Origin of the sequence: Haloarcula rara, assembly GCF_029338235.1 — an archaeon.
In the GTDB taxonomy this organism is placed as follows: domain Archaea; phylum Halobacteriota; class Halobacteria; order Halobacteriales; family Haloarculaceae; genus Haloarcula; species Haloarcula rara.
This window is the reverse complement of sequence record NZ_CP119785.1, coordinates 958,842-976,332: the sequence shown is the minus strand read 5'-3', so window position 1 is coordinate 976,332 and position 17,491 is coordinate 958,842. Positions and strand designations below refer to the sequence as shown.

Annotated in this window: 14 protein-coding genes and 2 pseudogenes; 5 read left to right on the top strand and 11 right to left on the bottom strand. The window is 66.3% G+C overall.

Annotated features, from left to right (window positions below; translation table 11 throughout):
• Positions 1 to 76 precede the first annotated feature (76 nt).
• Genes P1K32_RS05125 through P1K32_RS05100 form a run of 6 tightly spaced genes read right to left on the bottom strand, consistent with a single transcriptional unit; the run spans position 77 to position 6,404 of the window.
• Positions 77 to 481 carry a DUF7262 family protein gene (locus tag P1K32_RS05125; protein ID WP_276251629.1) on the bottom strand — a complete coding sequence of 135 codons (405 nt, stop codon included), beginning with the start codon at positions 479 to 481 and terminating at the stop codon, positions 77 to 79.
• Positions 474 to 1,154 (bottom strand): DUF7263 family protein, encoded by a 681-nt coding sequence (locus P1K32_RS05120; protein ID WP_276251628.1) that lies wholly within the window; start codon positions 1,152 to 1,154, stop codon positions 474 to 476. Before P1K32_RS05120 ends, P1K32_RS05125 begins: the two co-directional genes overlap by 8 nt.
• Positions 1,151 to 1,597, bottom strand: coding sequence for a DUF7266 family protein (locus P1K32_RS05115; RefSeq protein WP_276251627.1), 447 nt, complete (start codon positions 1,595 to 1,597; stop codon positions 1,151 to 1,153). The genes P1K32_RS05120 and P1K32_RS05115 overlap by 4 nt, the downstream gene beginning before the upstream one ends.
• Positions 1,590 to 2,309 (bottom strand): DUF7289 family protein, encoded by a 720-nt coding sequence (locus P1K32_RS05110; RefSeq protein ID WP_276251626.1) that lies wholly within the window; start codon positions 2,307 to 2,309, stop codon positions 1,590 to 1,592. The genes P1K32_RS05115 and P1K32_RS05110 overlap by 8 nt, the downstream gene beginning before the upstream one ends.
• Positions 2,306 to 4,195 (bottom strand): type II secretion system F family protein, encoded by a 1,890-nt coding sequence (locus tag P1K32_RS05105; RefSeq protein WP_276251625.1) that lies wholly within the window; start codon positions 4,193 to 4,195, stop codon positions 2,306 to 2,308. The genes P1K32_RS05110 and P1K32_RS05105 overlap by 4 nt, the downstream gene beginning before the upstream one ends.
• On the bottom strand, positions 4,185 to 6,404 hold the full coding sequence (locus P1K32_RS05100) for a type II/IV secretion system ATPase subunit (RefSeq protein WP_276251624.1): 2,220 nt from the start codon (positions 6,402 to 6,404) through the stop codon (positions 4,185 to 4,187). The genes P1K32_RS05105 and P1K32_RS05100 overlap by 11 nt, the downstream gene beginning before the upstream one ends.
• Before the next feature lie 360 nt (positions 6,405 to 6,764).
• Here P1K32_RS05100 and P1K32_RS05095 point away from each other — a divergent pair, with 360 nt between their 5' ends.
• The 4 genes and pseudogenes from P1K32_RS05095 to P1K32_RS05080 form a co-directional block, all read left to right on the top strand.
• A complete protein-coding gene (locus P1K32_RS05095) occupies positions 6,765 to 7,274 on the top strand; it encodes a hypothetical protein (RefSeq protein WP_276251623.1) in 510 nt (169 codons plus the stop codon).
• A 287-nt stretch (positions 7,275 to 7,561) separates the two neighbouring features.
• On the top strand, positions 7,562 to 8,860 hold the full coding sequence (locus P1K32_RS05090) for a hypothetical protein (protein ID WP_276251622.1): 1,299 nt from the start codon (positions 7,562 to 7,564) through the stop codon (positions 8,858 to 8,860).
• A 293-nt stretch (positions 8,861 to 9,153) separates the two neighbouring features.
• Positions 9,154 to 10,323 carry a tryptophan synthase subunit beta gene (trpB, locus tag P1K32_RS05085; RefSeq protein WP_276251621.1) on the top strand — a complete coding sequence of 390 codons (1,170 nt, stop codon included), beginning with the start codon at positions 9,154 to 9,156 and terminating at the stop codon, positions 10,321 to 10,323.
• Between the two features lie 223 nt (positions 10,324 to 10,546).
• Positions 10,547 to 11,557, top strand: a pseudogene (locus P1K32_RS05080) (ComEC/Rec2 family competence protein); the annotation flags it as partial.
• 440 nt (positions 11,558 to 11,997) lie between these two features.
• Here the strand turns inward: P1K32_RS05080 and P1K32_RS05075 are convergent.
• From P1K32_RS05075 to P1K32_RS05055, 5 genes and pseudogenes are all read right to left on the bottom strand, one after another.
• The gene (locus P1K32_RS05075) at positions 11,998 to 12,573 is read right to left on the bottom strand and encodes a phosphatase PAP2 family protein (protein ID WP_276251620.1); all 576 of its coding nucleotides are present in this window, start codon (positions 12,571 to 12,573) and stop codon (positions 11,998 to 12,000) included.
• 56 nt (positions 12,574 to 12,629) lie between these two features.
• Complete coding sequence (locus tag P1K32_RS05070; RefSeq protein ID WP_276251619.1) at positions 12,630 to 13,097, bottom strand: metal-dependent hydrolase; 468 nt, start codon at positions 13,095 to 13,097, stop codon at positions 12,630 to 12,632.
• Positions 13,098 to 13,163: 66 nt separating this feature from the next.
• Positions 13,164 to 13,928, bottom strand: a complete 765-nt coding sequence (locus P1K32_RS05065; protein WP_276251618.1) for a CDP-alcohol phosphatidyltransferase family protein — start codon at positions 13,926 to 13,928, stop codon at positions 13,164 to 13,166.
• A 137-nt stretch (positions 13,929 to 14,065) separates the two neighbouring features.
• On the bottom strand, positions 14,066 to 14,458 hold the full coding sequence (locus P1K32_RS05060; protein WP_276251617.1) for a DUF7475 family protein: 393 nt from the start codon (positions 14,456 to 14,458) through the stop codon (positions 14,066 to 14,068).
• 41 nt (positions 14,459 to 14,499) lie between these two features.
• Positions 14,500 to 16,481: pseudogene (locus P1K32_RS05055) on the bottom strand (aldo/keto reductase).
• 89 nt (positions 16,482 to 16,570) lie between these two features.
• On the opposite strand from P1K32_RS05055, the gene P1K32_RS05050 reads away from it, so the two are divergent.
• Positions 16,571 to 17,440, top strand: coding sequence for an alkaline phosphatase family protein (locus P1K32_RS05050; protein ID WP_379691367.1), 870 nt, complete (start codon positions 16,571 to 16,573; stop codon positions 17,438 to 17,440).
• The last annotated feature ends 51 nt before the right edge of the window (positions 17,441 to 17,491 follow it).

Sequence of the window (17,491 nt, the reverse complement as noted above, 5' to 3'; positions counted from 1 at the left end):
CATCCTTCTCCGTCAGTTCCGGACCGCCCCGACGCCCAGGTCGAGGCGTACCGGACACTTGGGACAACGATGCCTATCATGCATACCACACCTCTATTCGAACCGTTCCCGACCCCGTCCGCACCGTCGACGTCCCGGTCGTCGTCCGCTTCGGTATCGCCGTCCCGACCGAGCCGTAGGGGGTCCGGACGTTGAACAGCACGTTCGCCGGGAGGATTCGCTCGACGCGACGCTCCAGGTCCCCGCGCTCGCGGTCGAAGGCCCGCTGGCTGGCGACGACCTCGCCCAGCCGCGTCGTCCCGTTGTGTCTGGCCGGGTCGGTCTGGATGATGGTGGCCGTGTCCTCGGCGTAAGCTGACAGCTGTGCCCCCCGCGTGTCCGGGGCCGGCGTCGCCAGTGCAAAGCCCAGCGCAACGCCCAGAATCAGTGTCGCCCCAAGCGCAACCTCGACGAGCGACAGCGGGAGCTGTGCCCTAGGCATCGACGGTCACCGAAAGCGTCGTCTTGGTCGTCTGGGGCGTCTCGTAAGCAACGTGGACCGTCCCGTTTCGGACGCGACCGGCCGTCTGGAACTCGATTCGCGTCGTCCGGTACGACGTCAGGTCGACTTCGTATAGTCCCCGGAGGCCGCTGTCGTTGTGCAAGCGGACCTGCTCGTTGACCCGCATCGTCCGAACTGCTGTCCCGTTGCCCGGCGAGAACCGCACTGTCGCGCTCGTGGCCCGTCGCGGGAGCGTAATCCGCCTGCTCTCGGGGCTGATACTCCGCGTGTCGGTCCACTCGACGAGGACGAGTCGGCGAATCGTCGTGCCACTCTCGGCGTCACCGGTCGTCGCCACGGTGTCGTCCCCGAGGTCTACGTCGACGGCGTAGCCCGCGGTCGCAGGCACCGCCCCACGGAGCGTCGCCGCGTCGAAGTCGTCGACTCGCGACCCGTTCAGCACGTTCGCCCGCTCGGCGACGGGGCCGTCCGCGGCGACGAGTCGCGCCGCCGTGGCCGCGGCGACCCGGCGTTCGTCGGGCGACCGCTCGGCGCTCGTGATGGCCGAGTCGGCCAGCCCGAGTCCGAGCGCCGTCACCAGCGTCAGCAGGACCAGCGCGACGGCGACGGCTGGCAGCGTCGTCTGCGCTCGGGGCCAGCGACGGCGCGTCATCCTCGCGCCCCCAGTCTCACAGTCAGGTTTTCCTGCGACCCACTCACGATGACGACGGTGTCGTTCCCGGAGTCCCACGTTCCCGTGACATTCTCGACCCGGTCGGGCAGCACCGGTCGCGCCTGGCCGCCGACCTCGTCGTCGGGGTGGGAAAGCAGCAGATGGGTGCCGTTGGCCCGGATACTGTATGCGGACCCGTCGATGGTCGCGGGGAGGGCGACCCGCTGGCTGGCGGCCACGCTCCGGCCCCGCGGCGGGACCGCCCGCTCGACCTCGGCAGTCGCTTCCGCCAGCGCCCGTTCGCCAAGCTGTGCTCCTACCGCCCCATGATAGGACGGAATCGAACCGCCGTACAGCACCGTCGTCAACAGCGTGATGTACAGCACCACGATAGACAGCGAGAGCAGCTTCTCGACGACCGTGCTGAGCCCGCGGTTATCCACCTGCCACCTCCGTGTTCGTCCGGTGGACGACCAGCTGGAGCGCCTGCTGGCCCTCGACATCGGCGATGACACTGGGCACGCCGTCGCCGTCGATATCCCGCGTGGACGTCGACAGTCCGCGGTCGCGTAGATACCGGACCAGCGGTTCGGGCGTGGTCGTCTCGATAGCGATGCGGTAGTCCGCCCGCGGGAGCGCCGTCCGGTCGTGGGTGACGTTGGTCCGCAGCCGGGCGGTGACACCGCCGCTTCCGCTGACGGTCGTCCCGCGCTCGCCAAGTGTGACGGCGCCGACCACCAGCGTGTCGTTGTCCCGCGTGACCGTCATCGGCGGTCCCCGAACCAGCCATGCGTTGCCTGGCTGCCCTCGCGTGATGACACCGCCGACGAAGCCGACGCGGTTCGCCCCCGAGGTGTAGACCAGCCCGCCGATATCGACCTCCCGCCGGACGCCGCTGTCGTTTAGCACCCGAAGCTCCCGATCCACCGTGGTGAGTTCGCCCTCGCTGAACGCCACGTCCACGCGGTTCGGCCCGGTCTGCTCGACCGGGCGGAACTCGCTGTCGAGGGCGTTCGCGACCCGGCGTTCGTCGGCCGTCGACGTCTGGCCGTCGATGATACTCCCGACCACTGTCGTCAGGCCGCCCAGCGCGATGGTTGTGATACCCAGCAGGAGGACGATCCCGACGACATGGGACTGGGCACGGCCACTCACAGCAGTCCCACCCCCGCGTAGATGGCGTAGCTGGCGAGCACCAGCGCGCCCGAGTGCAACAGCGCCTCGTAGAACCCCCGGCTCGCCGTCCCGGCGAACCAGCCCGAGGCCAGCATCGTCGCCTGCGTCACGACGTAGAACCGGTAGCGCTCCTTCGCGGGGTCGATGGCCGACGGGTCGAAGGCGATTGTCTGGCTGCTGGCGACCGTCGAGAGCTGGGCGAACTCCGAGAGGACGTAGACGTTCATCGCGACGGTGATGCCCACCACCAGCAGCGCCGTCGTCCAGCCGACGGCGACGTAGACGAGCAGGGCCGACCGGAGCGATTTCCGCTGGTGGTAGAGCCGGCCTATCTCTGTCTGTAACGTTTCGAACACGTCTTCCGCATCACTTCCCGCATCGAGCGCCCCGACGACCAGCCCGATGGTCTGTTCGGCCATCGGCGTCCCGACGCGGTCGACGAACTGGTCGAGCGCGGCCGCCCGGCGGTCGTCGGCCGCATCGCTCGGGCTGTCGGCCAGCGAGAGCGTGAACGCGAGCGCTTCGACGTCCTCGGCAAGGGCGCCCAGCTGGACCTCCTTGGCGACCCGGCGCACGGACTCGGGGAACGGTCGCCCGAGCGCGACGTGGCCGGCCACCGCGTGCACGAAGTCCTGCATCTCCCGGTCTTTCGCGTCGTCGCGGCGAGCGCGCTGGACGGCTACCAGCCCGACGGGGAGACTGACACCGACGTACGACAGCAAGAGGACGTTCACGGGGCGATATCCCAGCCACCAGAGCCCGAACGCGAGTGCCAGTCCGAGCGGCAGACACGCCGCAAGCGCACTCGCAGGGTTCGATGTACTCGTCCGAAGGACGCCGACGGCGGTGTTGGGGAGTCGGTAGCTCGGTACGGCAGTGTTGCGTGGCCGCAGGCTCGTGACGATGAACGCAGCGACGACGCCGGTCGACAGCACGAAAATGGCGCTGCTATAGACGACGACCGAACGGACGGAGGTCGCGCCAAGCGGCGTCGTGATGGACTGGGAGAGTCCCGGCGCGAGGACGCTCATCACTGTGACGATGAGGACGACTAAGGCCGGAACCACCAACATGACGACGAACAGTTCTGCAAGTAGCTCCAGATAGCCGGTCGCTCGTTCGTGCCGGCGGCTCTGTTCGTGTGAGAGCAGGCGCCCCTCCATCTCCAGATACCCTTCCAGCGCGTCGGCGCTCTGGTTGGCGTGTTCGCGAAATTTCAGCAGGAACGGTGCCAGCAGGTCTCGCGAGGGCGTCTCGCTTGCGACCTGTTCGAGCCCGACGTCGAGACTTCCGGTCAGCGTCCCCCGGTTGAGGGTCCGGCGAAACTCGACGGCCGTCTCCCCGTAAGCCTCCTGCTCGGCGACGGCGCGGAGCATTTCGGTTCGGTCGTGGGTCCCCGACGCGAGCACACGGAGATATCTGACGGCACCGGGCAGCGTCGTCGCGATGTCGACCGCACGGGCCTGGGCGACCCACGAGAGGTAACGGCTGCCAAGCACCAAGACGGCCCACCGCGAGCCGACGCCGACCGCGAGCGACACCACGAGCGCGAGAGCCAGCCGGGGGACGGTGGGTAATGCCAGTCGGTTGAGGACGGGGACGGACTGTCCCAGTGCCGCGGCGAGGCGGTCGAAGGTGCTCGCCGGCAGCGCCAGTGCCAGCGCGGCCGTCGCCAGGCTGGCGACGACGAGCGCGAGCCACGCCAGCCCGTACACTCTCGCGAGATACAGCCCGAACCCGCTGTCGGGGTGGGCCGCCCGGTAGCGCTCCCTTGTCGTCGTGTGTCGGTCGTCGTCCGTATGGTGGGCAAAGAGCGCGTAGAGCCCGCGGTCTACAAGTCCGAGGTTCCGAGCTTCAGTCGTCATCGGTCTCGACCTCCAGGTGCAGCGGCTCCGTCTCGCCGCCCTGTCGGCGGAGCCGCTCGACCGTCGCTGCCTCGTTGGTCTCCAGGTCGGCGAGGACGCCGAACAGCTCCTGGAAGTCAGTTATCCCCTCCCTGACAAGATACTGCACGTATCTGTGGCGACGGTGGAAGGTCTCTTCGACGGTCTCGACCGATTCGTCTCGGAGCCGCGCCAGCCGGTCGAAGATACCCGTCTCGACGCGTCTGTAGCTGTCGCCCAGTTGTGGGTGGTCGTACGCCAGTTCGAACGAGCCGTCTGAGCGGTGTCGACAGAGCGTATTGTAGTGAATCCGTTCGCCGTCTTTCTCTATGGTGTCGCTCCGGTCCCCGTCCAGTGGCTCGTCGAGGAACTCGACGACCTCGCCGACGTAACGCTCCCCGTCGACGTGGCGTGGGAAGGCAATGAGGTCGATTTCGCTCAGCAAATAGGTCGGGACGCCCTTTTCGATGATGCGGTTGACGAGTGTCTCGACATCGGCTGCATGGGTGGTGCCCAGCACTCCATGCCCTGTGTTCAGCGTCTCGGCGAACGTCTCGAAAGAGGCCTGTGTGTTTATTTCGGCGATGACCTCGACGTCCGGGTTCAGATAGTTGCACTGGGTCATGAGGTCGGCCATTGTCACCCGACGGTGGTCGCGCTCGTGCTCCCGCGTAGTGAGCGAGACGCCCGTCTCGTGTGGAATCTGGACCTCGCGAGACCCCTCGTCGATGCTGATTGGTCGGTCCTGATAGGGGATAAAGGGCATATGGGCGTTCATCAGCGTCGTCTTGCCGGCCCCGGTCGGTCCCGAGAAGAGGACGACGCCGTGGGACTCATACAGCAACCACAGCAGCGCGACGAGTTCGGTCGGCATCGAGTCCCGGTGTACGAGGTCGACTGGTGTCATGGCGTCGGCGGACTGCTTGCGGATGGAGATGTGCGGGCCGTCTTCGCTGATAGTGGGCAAGGCGACCGCACAGCGGATGGTCTCCTCGGCGTCGTGAATACCCTCGCCCTCGGGGTCGATGTTGACCTTCGCGCTGGGGTTCGAGGCGTTGAGTTCGGTGCCGTCGTCGGCCGCTAGTTGTGTAACGACGTTGATGAAGGCCGATTCGTCCTCGAAGGAGAGGTTGGTCGGGACGCGGCCGTCGTGGCCCAGGTCCGCTCTCGGCAGCACCTTCACGCGTTCGCCGACGCGGTTGGCCTCGATGTCCTCCAGCGTGTGGTCGCGGATGGGGACGGTGAGCTTGCCGTAGCCAACCAGATCGCGCAGCACGTAGTACAGCAGGTCGTCGCGACGGTCGTCGGCGAACCGCTGGTCCAGCGGCGGCACGGCGAGGTCCAGCTCCGCCAGCGCCGACCGCACCCGGTAGGCCACCGCGTCGACCCACTCGGTTGTGTTGCGTACGGTCAGTTGTCGCGCGAGCAGCGATGAGGCCCGCTCGCGGACAAATCCCACGCGGTCCTCGACGACGCCGTCGACGCTTGTCTCCCACACCCGCTCCTTGCAGGCCGCGATGAGTTCCTCGTCGCCCGGCAGCAGGTCCGGTTCGCGGACGGCGTACTTCGTGGTGAAGGGGTCACTGCCCAGCAGGTGCTCGCGATAGACGATGACGGGTATCTCGAATCCCTGGAAGGTGACGGTGTGGCGCTCGACGCGTTCGCTGGCGAAGCGCTCGATGAACTCGGGCTCCTCCAGATCCGTGTCGGCCGGCGCGTAGTCTTCGGTGTGGACGACGACGCTGTCCTCGGTCACGTCGGCGACGTCGATGCGGTCGTCCAGCGCGTAGGGAGTCAGCTCACCCAGACAGGCCAGCGAGCACAGGGCGTGGTAGGCCATGCGCCGGCGGGCCGCCGGAGAGCAGTCGACGAGCCGGTCGATGACCCGCCGGTGTTTTGGGTCGAACCCCCGCTCCATGCGTTCGATGGCGCCCTCACGCGTGCGTGGCCGCTCGATGTTCGCGCCGTCGAAGTGGGACTTGACAGTCTCGAGCGCGTCCCGGTCGCTCGGCGACAGCACCGGTTCCCGGACCTCGTAGCGGAAGCCCTCTGCCTGGCGGACGGTCACGACGACGCCCGGATGAATCTCGTCCTGTTCGCACACGTCGGGCGCGTACCACGCGTCGGGGTCGTCCGGCGGGACCGGTGCCGGGACTGTCGGCCGTCGGTCTCCGGCTGCTCGCACACTCATTTGCCGGGTTTGGGCGAGTTTCAGTATTTAAAATCTCGCCCAAACTAGTTTGAGTTAGATACTAGTCAATAAGCAAAATATCACTCGAACCTGTCCGTACGGTGCTTTCTGCCCCGCTTGACTCCCGAATTGCTTGCCTGACATCGCTGTTTACTGATCCATCGCGACACCGTGTGGCTCCGGCCATCTCTGCGGCGGGTGATCGCCGTCAGACCCGAAATAGTGTCGCTCTCCGGCCGCTACCTATCCCAATTACTATCATACTACACTTCTGATAGCTATCTACTACTATCAATGAATCGGCGTTCGTATCTTCAGTCGTTCGGCTCTATCGGGGGCGCTTCGCTAGTCGCCGGCTGCATGTCAGAAACCCGTGATTCCTCCACTGAAACGGGGGACACCGAAAGTATTGTACCGACGAAAAAAACCGATTCCTGGGAGCAATTCGAGGACACTTCGAGTGACAGCTCCGGGTCGATTACCGGCCAAGGGATACTCCCTGTCGGGGAATACGCCGCGTGGGAGATCGATCCGATCGGGCCACGTCACATACACCTCGACATAGAAGTCGAGACCGTCGAATCAGATAGCGTCGATGTGCTCGTACTGAACTCGGACGCCCTGGACGTTTACGCTGAGGGGGAAGAAAACCCCTCGTACGAGGACACGGTGACGTATCTGTATGGGGAAGAAGACGACTCGCCGTATTACCCGGAACTAGTCGCTCTCGGCGCGACAGACGAGTCGCTCTCGGATGTCGTTCCGATGGAACCGTCGGTGAGTGTTTTACTCGATAATACGTCCCTGTTCGGTACGACGACCGACCCCGAGACGGAAGTGACGTTTCGTATCGACTGGGAAGAAGCCTGATACCGCTACGTTTCGCGGAACCGAAGTGAAATATTGTACGTGACCGGAAACGAGTGCGTTCAGCCGCGCACAGCTGCGGCAAATTGTATTCGGCCGAGGATACGCGAGCAGCCGAACTCTTCCATCACACTGGTGTCAATCCCGATATATTTTGGGGCACTGTTTATTTTTCAAACGCGGCTGTTCGGTGTGAATTCGACTCGGCTCTCGACTCAACCACTCTTAGATTCACTATCGCTTCTCTGTCATATACGAAAATATAAGTCATCAAAAGGGGACTGTATCTCATGGTAAATCGTCGTCAGTTTGTCGCCAATGGGATACTAATCGGGGTTTCCGGGTTGGCCGGCTGTACAAATAACGACGCATCTGAGCAACGGCGGGAAAACGAGGACACACCGACAGAAACCGAGACGCGAGTTGAGGAACCCGAGTCCGAAGAGACCGTCACTGAAAACGACACAGACCTGCCTATCGAGGCCATCATCACCGAAGTCGAAAACGACGACCGCTTGGATCGTGACGAACTGTACGTCGAGGCCGAAATCCGCAACACACACAGCGAACGACTCGCGGCTACGTGGGTTTCGTATTCGTCGAACGAAGGTATGGTTTTCAATATCGGACCAGATGAGACGCGGGAAATCAGGATTTACGACAGAAGCGTCAGGTCGGCACAGACAGAGGAAGGCGAGAAACTCCAGATACGAGAGGATTTCACGTGGTATCCCGGGGACTATCCCAGAACGTTCACTGACGCAGAGGTCACTGCCGAGCCAGCGTTTCGGAAGGACGGCGACTGGTGGTACCGTGTCGAGAACCCGACGGAGATCGCACTGGACGACATCGACACAGTCAGTGTGAGTGCCTCCCATCCGACGTTCGATGGAGGCTACGGGATGGACGGAACGGTACGAGATGGGGCGTTGCTGCTCGAACATAACGGCGGCGTCCCTCGACCGGGCAGGTGGGAGTTCGACTGGACAGTCGAGCTTACGGGGACGACGAGTCAGACCGAGTTCTCCGTGGCAATCCCCCCCGGCGAGGCCTCGATCGAATCAATCGACTTCGATGTCAGGCAGGAGGACGGACGCGACGACACGTACCTGATCGACGCGGTCGATATCGAACTGGCCGCCCGCTCAGAACAGCCGGTATTCGATCCACAGCTCAGATTGTATCAAGCTCATGGAGACATCGAGGGCCCAGCGACGGCCTCGACAACGCTCGATAAGACCAACGAGCAAATCTGTCTCTCTAACGACGAACTCGCGGTCGGCTGGGACAGTGGCAACGCCAGCATCGCACCGACGTTACTGGGGACTGTTCCGGTTAGAAATAGTCCGGACGGTCCCGAACCGAACCCGATGATAGATCTCTCTGGTGAGGAACGCATCGGAGAGACAACGACGGTCACCATCGACAACGACTCCTCGGGGGCTTTCGAGTGTCTTACGCCGGGTAGCGACCTGTTCAGACTCGAGATCCCGATCGAAGAAGACGAGCGGATCATCGCGCAGCTGGTCGCAGGATATTCTGTACTGGACGTCGCCGAGTCCGATTCCATCGTCTCTCTCATCGAGTGAGTGATTGGGGCATCGAGACGAAACACTGGTTTCGGAGGACTGATACACTGGTTACTATTTCTGGCGTATAGTCACCTGACTGGGCCGTTCGGCTGTGACGTGAAAATTCCGGTAGGCAGTTGGCTCTTTGTCGATTTGATTTTCCAGCTCTCGGTCGAAGCCGACGCAGAACAGCGGGTCCCCCGAAACGACGTACGATTGTGTTTTCACAGTGTTTCAGGAACTAGCGGTCTGAACACGCTGGTCTCAGACGCCAATAGCTTTTAGCACGCTGCTTTCTCAATGATGGATATATGTCTTCACCCGGTGAATTCGAAGGGTTTGGCGGCCGACACGTCCCTGAACCGCTCGAAGAACCGCTCGCCGAACTGGCGGGGGCGTTCGACGAACTCAAAGACGACCCCGAGTTCCGAGAGGAGTTCGAATACCTGCTCGAACACTTCGCTGGCCGACCGACACCGGTGTTTTACGCGGAGACGCTGAGCGAGCGCTACGACGCGGATATCTACTTCAAGCACGAGGACCTGCTGCACGGCGGCGCGCACAAACTCAACAACACGCTGGGACAGGGATTACTTGCGAAGAAGGCGGGCAAAGAACGTCTCATCGCGGAGACCGGTGCCGGTCAGCACGGCACCGCGACGGCGATGGTCGGTGCCTTGCTGGATATAGACACCACGGTGTATATGGGTCGGAAAGACATCGGCCGACAGCGGATGAACGTCTTCCGGATGCGCCTGATGGGCGCCGAAGTCGTGCCCGTCTCCCGGGGCAACGAGGGGCTGGCCGAGGCCGTCGACGCCGCGATGGAGGACCTCGTCGCAAACACCGAGGAGACCCACTATCTGGTCGGCAGCGCCGTCGGGCCGGACCCGTTCCCGCGGATGGTCCGTGAGTTCCAGTCGGTCATCGGTCGCGAGGCCCGCGAACAGATACAGGATATGCACGGCGACTTGCCCGACGCTTGCGTCGCCGCCGTCGGCGGCGGCTCGAACTCTATCGGCCTGTTCCACGCGTTCAGAGACGACGACGTGGCCCTCTACGGGGCCGAACCGGCCGGCAAGGGGCTGGACTCGGGCCAGCACTCGGCGGCGCTCACGGCGACGGAACAGGACGACCCGCAGATATTCCAGGGGATGAAGACGAAGATGATAGACGAACAGACGGAGAATCACTCCGTCAGCGCCGGGCTGGACTACCCGGCGGTCGGCCCGGAACACGCCGCTCTCCAGTCGCTCGGGCGGGCCGAGTACCACGGCATCACCGACGAGGAGGCGCTGGCGGCGTTCCGCGAACTGAGCGAGACAGAGGGTATCATCCCGGCCCTGGAGCCGAGCCACGCCATCGCGCTGGCTATCAAACTCGCCGAGGCGGACCGACACGACACCATCCTCGTGAACCTCTGTGGTCGGGGCGACAAGGACATGGAGACCGCCGCCGAGAAGTTCGACCTGGCGCCGTAGCCGCCCGCCCTTGGAACGGCACCGCCTGTCGGTGTCGGAGGAGACGCGCCGACGATACCGAAGCCGGCAACAGACTGGCGACCGCCAGGCGGGCCACGGCGGTGTGGCGCCGCCCCCTCGCACGCGCCGGTGACGTGCCGAGCGAACACGGGACAGATGCGCGTCTGCCGACCGTCCTCGACAGGCCACACACCTATTGTCGCAGCGTCCCTGTCCGGATACGATGCAGTTAGAGGCCCCGTCACTACGGGTCGGTTGTCTGGTCGTCGCCATCGTCCTGGCCGGCTGTGTGGGGACGGCCCCGACCCCGGCCACGGAGACGGCCGCATCTCGGGAACGTCCTACGCCGTCGCCAGTCACCGCGGGCGCCACCGACACCGCCACGGTCAACTTCATCAACACCGGCCAGTCGGAGAGCACGCTCGTCGTCGGCCCGACGGGTGAGACGATGCTCGTCGATACGGGACATTTCAGCGACGACGGCGAGCACGTGCTGGCGTCTCTCCGGGCCCGAGATATCGACCGCATCGACTATCTGGTCGTGTCCCACAACGACGCCGACCACATCGGCGGTAACGCCGCGATAATCGACTACTACGAGACGGAGGCCGACGGCATCGGGGCTATCTACGACCCCGGAATCGCCGCGAGCACGCGGACCTACGGCGAGTATCTCGACGCCGTCGAGGAACACGACGTCCCGCTCTACGAGACGCGCGCGGGGGACTCGATTCCGTTCGAGGGCGTCGGTGTCAGCGCTCTCGGGCCGCCGGAGCCGTACCTCGACAACCGGACTCGCAACGAGAACAGCGTCGTGCTCAAACTCGAATACGGCGAGACGACCTATCTCCTGACGGGCGACGCCGAGGCCGACCAGGAGGCCCAGCTGGTCGAGCGGTACGGGGACCGGCTCCGGACCACGGTGCTGAAGACGGGACACCACGGCTCGACGACGTCGACCAGTCCAGCGTTGCTCGACGCCGCCAGCCCCCGCCGTGTCGTCGTCTCGAGCGCGTACGACTCCGAGTACGGTCACCCGCATCCGGACGTCCTCCTGCGTCTGGCCAGCAGGTCGATTCCGACGTACTGGACCGCGACACACGGCGATATCGTGCTGGTGACTGACGGCCAGTCGGTGACGGTCCGGACGCGGCGGGCGGCCCCGACTGGACCACTCGAGCTCCGGGACGGTGCGCCCGTCGCCCCGGGGAACGGTAGCGAACTCGCCGTCCGAGAGACGTTCCTCGCGGCGCCCGCGGCCGTACAGAACCAATCGACCGGATAACGGAGCGCTGCCGAAACTCAGACAGGACAGCGCCGTTGTCGCGGTGTGAGACGCGGCGGCCTGGCCGGGCTCGCTCCGCTCACGCGGGGGTGACACAGCGACCGTCGACTACCGGTCCCCGGAACGACGCCGCTGGCCATTGCCGTAGCGCAGATACCCCGCGAGGAAGACGACGCCCAGGAGCAGTCCAGCGACCGACTGGGGCCACGTGCGCGCCGGCCCACGGACCGGCCAGCACCCCGATGAGCAACACGCCACAGATCAAAACGAACAGCTCTGGAGTGAACACGTCCGAGTAGAGCTGTGCCACGTCGGTGCGCATACGACGAGCGGTACTGGAGCGGTTGCAAGTATTTCGGTTCGGCGTCGCTGGAGTTCGAGAACTCGACTCACCGTCGCCCGACGGTATCGTGGACGCGCCCTTCCAGCGCCCGCACGTCCTCGCGCCCCAGCAGCCACGCGGCCAGCCAGAACGCGGCGATACCGATGGCGACGCCGGCGACGGTGTCTGACAGGTAGTGCGTCCCGAGATACACGCGGGAGACCGCGACGACGACCGCAAGCGCGGCGACGACACCGGACGGCAGCGTCTCCGAGCGTCGGGCAGTCATCGCGTACACCGTGACGGCCGCGGCGTGGCCCGACGGGAACGACGACGCGACTGTCTCGCCCCCGCCGGTCAGACAGACTGGTTGTGGGGGATAGGGGCGCTGTATCGTCATCATGAGCGTGCCGACGACGACGCCAGAAAGCGCCAGCGCGACCAGTGCGTGGCGGTATTCCTCGTCCCAGCCGGCGAGATAGCACAGGCCGACGAAGACGAGCGCAGCCGTCGCGGAGCCAAGGCCTGTCGCAGAGGTCAGGACCTTCGTCGCGAGCGGGCTCCGCAGGGCGACGAGACGGTCCATCGTGACGGCGTCGAGTCGCCCAAGGGCGTCGAACAGGTCGGCGACGAGGTGGTCCATCGGGGATGTCTACCCTATCGGCCGCGGCTCTATAGTACCGACGGGCCGGGGGCTCATCATCGGCCGAGTGGGGCGTTCCCGCTGTACCACTCGACGAGGCCGGCACCGGCAACCGCGAGCCAGAACGTCACTTCGAGATAGAACGACGGCGACCCGATATAGTACACGAAAAAGGACCCTGGTGGGAGCGCGAGCGGCTCGGTCGGGACGGCCAGCGGCCAGCCGAGAAATACGGCGTCGACCGGCCGACCGTTGACGACGACGTGGACGACGTCGAGGAAGAGATGCAGCGCCCAGCCGACCGCCAGCGCGAGGCCCGCTCGGCCGGTCAGCGCGACCGGGACGGCGACGACGAGCAACAGCGCCGAGTGGCCGACGGAGTGGTACAGGTCGACGGCCCCGACCATCGCCAGCGGCTTGTCGACCACGTCGGGGAGTGCCGTCCCAACGACCAGCCACAGCGGCGACAACCGCGAGACACGGCCCAGTACCGCCGCCGCGAGTAGATGCGTCGGGAAGAGCATGGTCTCGGATACGGTGTCGTCGTATATGAGGGCTGTCTGCGTTCGTGGACTGGCTCTGTGGGGGCGTCAACGCGGAAGCCGCCCGCTCACGTAGCAGAAGTCCCTTGCGAACACCGCGAGCGACGGGGCGAGGACGGCCGGTGCGACGGCGAAGACCAGGCCGCTCGGCACGGCTGGAACGAGCGCGATAGTAATGAAGGTCATCTGGACACCTGCGAGGTACTTCCCGAGGTCGCTGTCTGGGCGGTCGTGTATCGGTCGGCCGCGGCGGCGCCGGTAGTGGATGCCGGCGAGATAGACGTACCGGGCGGCCGAGATAGTGAGGTACCAGACGGGCAGGCGGCCCCACAGCACTGCCACGAGCGGGGCGGCGACGAACCCGAAAGTGTCGACCGCCATGTCGAGGCGCTCGCCGAGGGCCGTCTCCTCGCCGAGGGTCCGGGCGACGGTGCCATCGAGTTTGTCCAGCACGACGCCTGTGCCGTAACACAGCGCCGGGACCCAGGCGAGCGTGGTCGTGGCTGGGACGACGACGAAGCTAGCGACGACTGCGTAGAGCCCGCCACGGAGGAGCGTCAGGCTGTTGGCGACGCCGAACATGTGCCGGTACGGCGAGCCGGGGATGCGAGTGATATCGAGGCCGCGGCCGGCGAGCCAGAACTGGCCGGCCCAGCAACAGCCGGCGACGGCCGCCGGATGGAGCGCCCAGTAGCTCGGCTCGTCGCTGGGGAAGGCGACGCCGACTGCAGCGCCCAGACAGAGCGCACCGACGACCGGGAGGCCAAAGCGCAGCCCGAGCAGTGCCGGCCGCTCACCCTGGCGCCCGGCCATCGACGCCCCCCGGTCGCCCAGTCAGTCTTTGACCCGTACGCGTCCGCTCGCGACGGGTCGCGGCAATCGTCGCACTCATTGGGGATTCGTCCACAGGTAACGACCGACTCGGCTTAAGCCCACACCCAAATCGCGGCTCACGCCGACTCCCGGAGCACCGCGACCAGCACGGAAAGCAGGACGACCTGGGCGACCTTGTCGACGGCGCCGAGCGTGCCGACGTCGGCGGGGAAGGACTTCCCGAGCGAGACGAAGTTGACGTAGTACCACAGCAGTATCTGGACGAGTGTGAAGGGAACGCCGACGGCGTACACCGCCCGGCGACGGTAATCGAGCAGAACGAGTGCAACGGCGCCCAGAAACCCCAGTCCGGCGAGGACGAAGCTGATGCCCATCCCCGAGGGGAGCATCCTGACACCGAGCAGGAGATGGACCGCCGCGGACACGACGGCGGCGACGATGCCCAGCCAGTGCAGTCCGGTCAGCGACGCTACGTCCAGGGACAGTCCCCGCGAGTCGGCCGTGGCCATACGTGACAGTGGGCACTCACGAGTATAATGGTGCGGTCGGCTCACCGCTCGAAGGTCGGGTCCCGCAGCGCGTCGATGCGGGCCATCTCCGCCTCAGACAGGCGTTCGCCGGCGGCGGCCAGGTTCGAGACGACGTGTGCCGACTTCGTGCTTGACGGAATAGGGACCACGCCCTGTGTGGCGTTCCACGCGACGACGACACCGGCCGGCGAGAGGCCCCGGGATTGAGCGATATCAGATAGCACCGGCTCGTCCAGCAGCCCCGGCGCCGACAGCGGCGAGTGAGCGACGACCCGGATGCCCCGATCGTGACAGAACGTGACCAGGTCGGACTGTGGCTGGTAGGGGTGGCGCTCGACCTGGACGAGCGCGGGCCGCACCGTCCCCGTCGCAAGCACCGTCTCCAGTTGGGCCGTCGAGACGTTGCAGGCGCCCAGCGTGTGCGCCAGTCCCTGCTCGTACAGCGTTTCGAGGTTCTCCCACGCCCGTGCCAGCGGCACGTCAACCGTCTCGATGGCGCCGTCCGCGCCCTCGGGGAAGGTCAGCGCTTCCTGACGCTCGACGGGTTTCTCGGCCAGCCGCTCCAGGGGGCCGCAGTGGGCCCACGCTTCCGGCCAGTGCAAGGCGTAGCAGTCGAACGCGTCGAGGCCCAGTTCGGCGAGGCTGCCGCGAGCCGCCGCCAGCATGTGTTCGCGGCGGTGGTTCGTGCGCCAGGGTTTGCCGAGGACGAACAGCGTGTCGCGGTCGGGGCTCCCCGGCGCGCGAGCAGGTCGCCGATGCGGTGTTCGTTGCCGTACAGCTCGGCGCTGTCGAGCAGGCGGTAGCCCGCGTCCAGCGCCGTCGCGACGGAGTCGACCCGGTCGACGTACTCCCCGTCCCGGTAGCGCGAACAGCCAAAGCCGACGGGTGGCAGGCGAAGCGAGTTCGCCGACGGCGTGGGTGGGGACGGGGACTCCCGCGTCGCCGGCGACACAACTGGAGCCGGCACCGGCTCGCTCGTCGCGCCGGAGGCATTCACACTGACCGGCCCGCCCGTCTCGGCGGCGCGCTCGATGGCGTTGCAGACGGCGACGACGTGGGCGCCGCGCTTCCCGGTCGCCCGCGACGGACGGCCAGCGTCGACGCTCGCTGCGACACGTTCGACGGCGTCGACGTACCTGTAGGGCCGCGTCGGCGTCTGTGCAGGCACGTTCGTGTACGCCCGACCGACCCGACCGAACCGGAGCGCACCGGGGCTGTCGGTCATCGCGCCCGTGCCTTCGAGATAGAGCGAGCCGTCGTCGCCGTGGAGCTCCAGCCCGTAGAACTCCCGACTTCGGTGGGGGGCATAGAAGCTCGCGGTCAGCCGGACGACCGGCCCCGAGGCGAACTCGAGCGTCGCCTCGACGTGGCTCGGTACCGACGGGCGACGGGGCTCACGGTCGGGCCAGGGCTCTATCGCGTCGGCGACGCGGACCCGCGCTACGGGCCCGAACCACGCGACCAGCAGGGCCAGCGGGTAGACGCCGCCGTCGTACAGCGGCCCGATGTCGAGAAAGGAGTCGGGGCGGTCGTGCCAGTCGGTGACTCGGCCGACGTGGGCGTGGGCGTAGCCGAGGCGGACGGGACCGAGCCGGCCGTCGGCGAGCAGTCGGCCCGCCCGACGCTGGGACGGCGCCCGCGGCGTGCCGGGCGCACAGCCCAGTGCGAGATTCCGGTCCCGGGCGAGCGCGAGCAACTCGCCGGCCGTCTCGCCGTCGAGCGCCAGCGGCTTCTGGGAGTAGACGTGCCTGCCCGCCTGCAGCGCTGTGCGGGTCACCGGGGCGTGGGCAGCGTGGCTCGTCAGGTTCACGACCAGCGGCGCGTCGACGGCGGCCATCGCGGCGTCGAGGTCGGTAAAGGCGGGGCAGTCGTGGGACTCGGCGAGGTTGGCGGCGCGGTCGCCGTCGAGGTCACAGACGCCGGCGAGCGAGAGCGGACTCCCCGCGAGGCCGGCCGCGTACGCGTCGGCTATCGCGCCAGCGCCGACGAACAGACAGTGCACACGGGAACGGGGGGTCGGGAGGTACATAGAGTTCCCGCCGGTGGGATTTTGTCGGTACGAACCCAACGGGGACCGTGAGAGAACCGGGGATGAGCCGGCTCGGGACGGCCTACCTGCGCGTGCTGCAGGCCGTCGGCCGACGGCTCGACTACGGCACCAGCGTCTTCGACCGCGAGTGGGACGTCCTCGTGGTACTCGACGCCTGTCGGGCCGACCTCCTGGAGTCGGTCGCCCCCGACATCGACTTTCTGGACGCCGTCGAGACTGTCCGCTCGGTCGGCAGTTCCTCCTCCGAGTGGCTGGAGAACACGTTTCTCGGCCGTCCAGAGACCGGACGGACAGTGATGGTCACCGGGAACACCTGGACCGACCGGTATCTCGACGCCGACGAGTTCGCTGCGCTGGACGAGGTCTGGAAGTACGCCTGGGACGACGACCTTGGGACGGTGCCGGCGGCGGCGGTCACCGACCGCGCCATCGCCGCAGGCCGCCAGCGCGACCCCGAGTGGCTGGTCGTCCACTACATGCAACCCCACCATCCGTTTGTCCCTGACCCGCTCGATGGCGACGATGGGATGGCCCGTACCGGGAGCCACAGCAACACTGCGAACCCGTGGGTGTCGCTGCGACAGGGAGAACTGACGACAGCGCGCGTCTGGGCCGCCTACGAGGCGAACCTCCGGTACGTCCTTGAGGAGGTGGCCACCCTGTGTGACAACGTCGACGGCCGCGTCGCCGTCACGGCCGACCACGGTAACCTGTTTGGCGAGTGGGGACTGTACGGCCACCCGATGCAGACGCCTGTCCCGGCGCTGCTTGCCGTCCCGTGGGCCGAGACGACCGGCGTTGACCGCGCGAGTCGGGTGCCCTCGATCGAACCGCCCGAGACCCTCCCCGTCTCGCGGGTGTACGGCGCCGACTCCGACCGCGACCGGCTCGACGCGCTGGGCTATCTCTAATCGCCGGGGAAGATAGCTTTTAGTCGGGGAAGCCCTGGATGCAAACGTGCC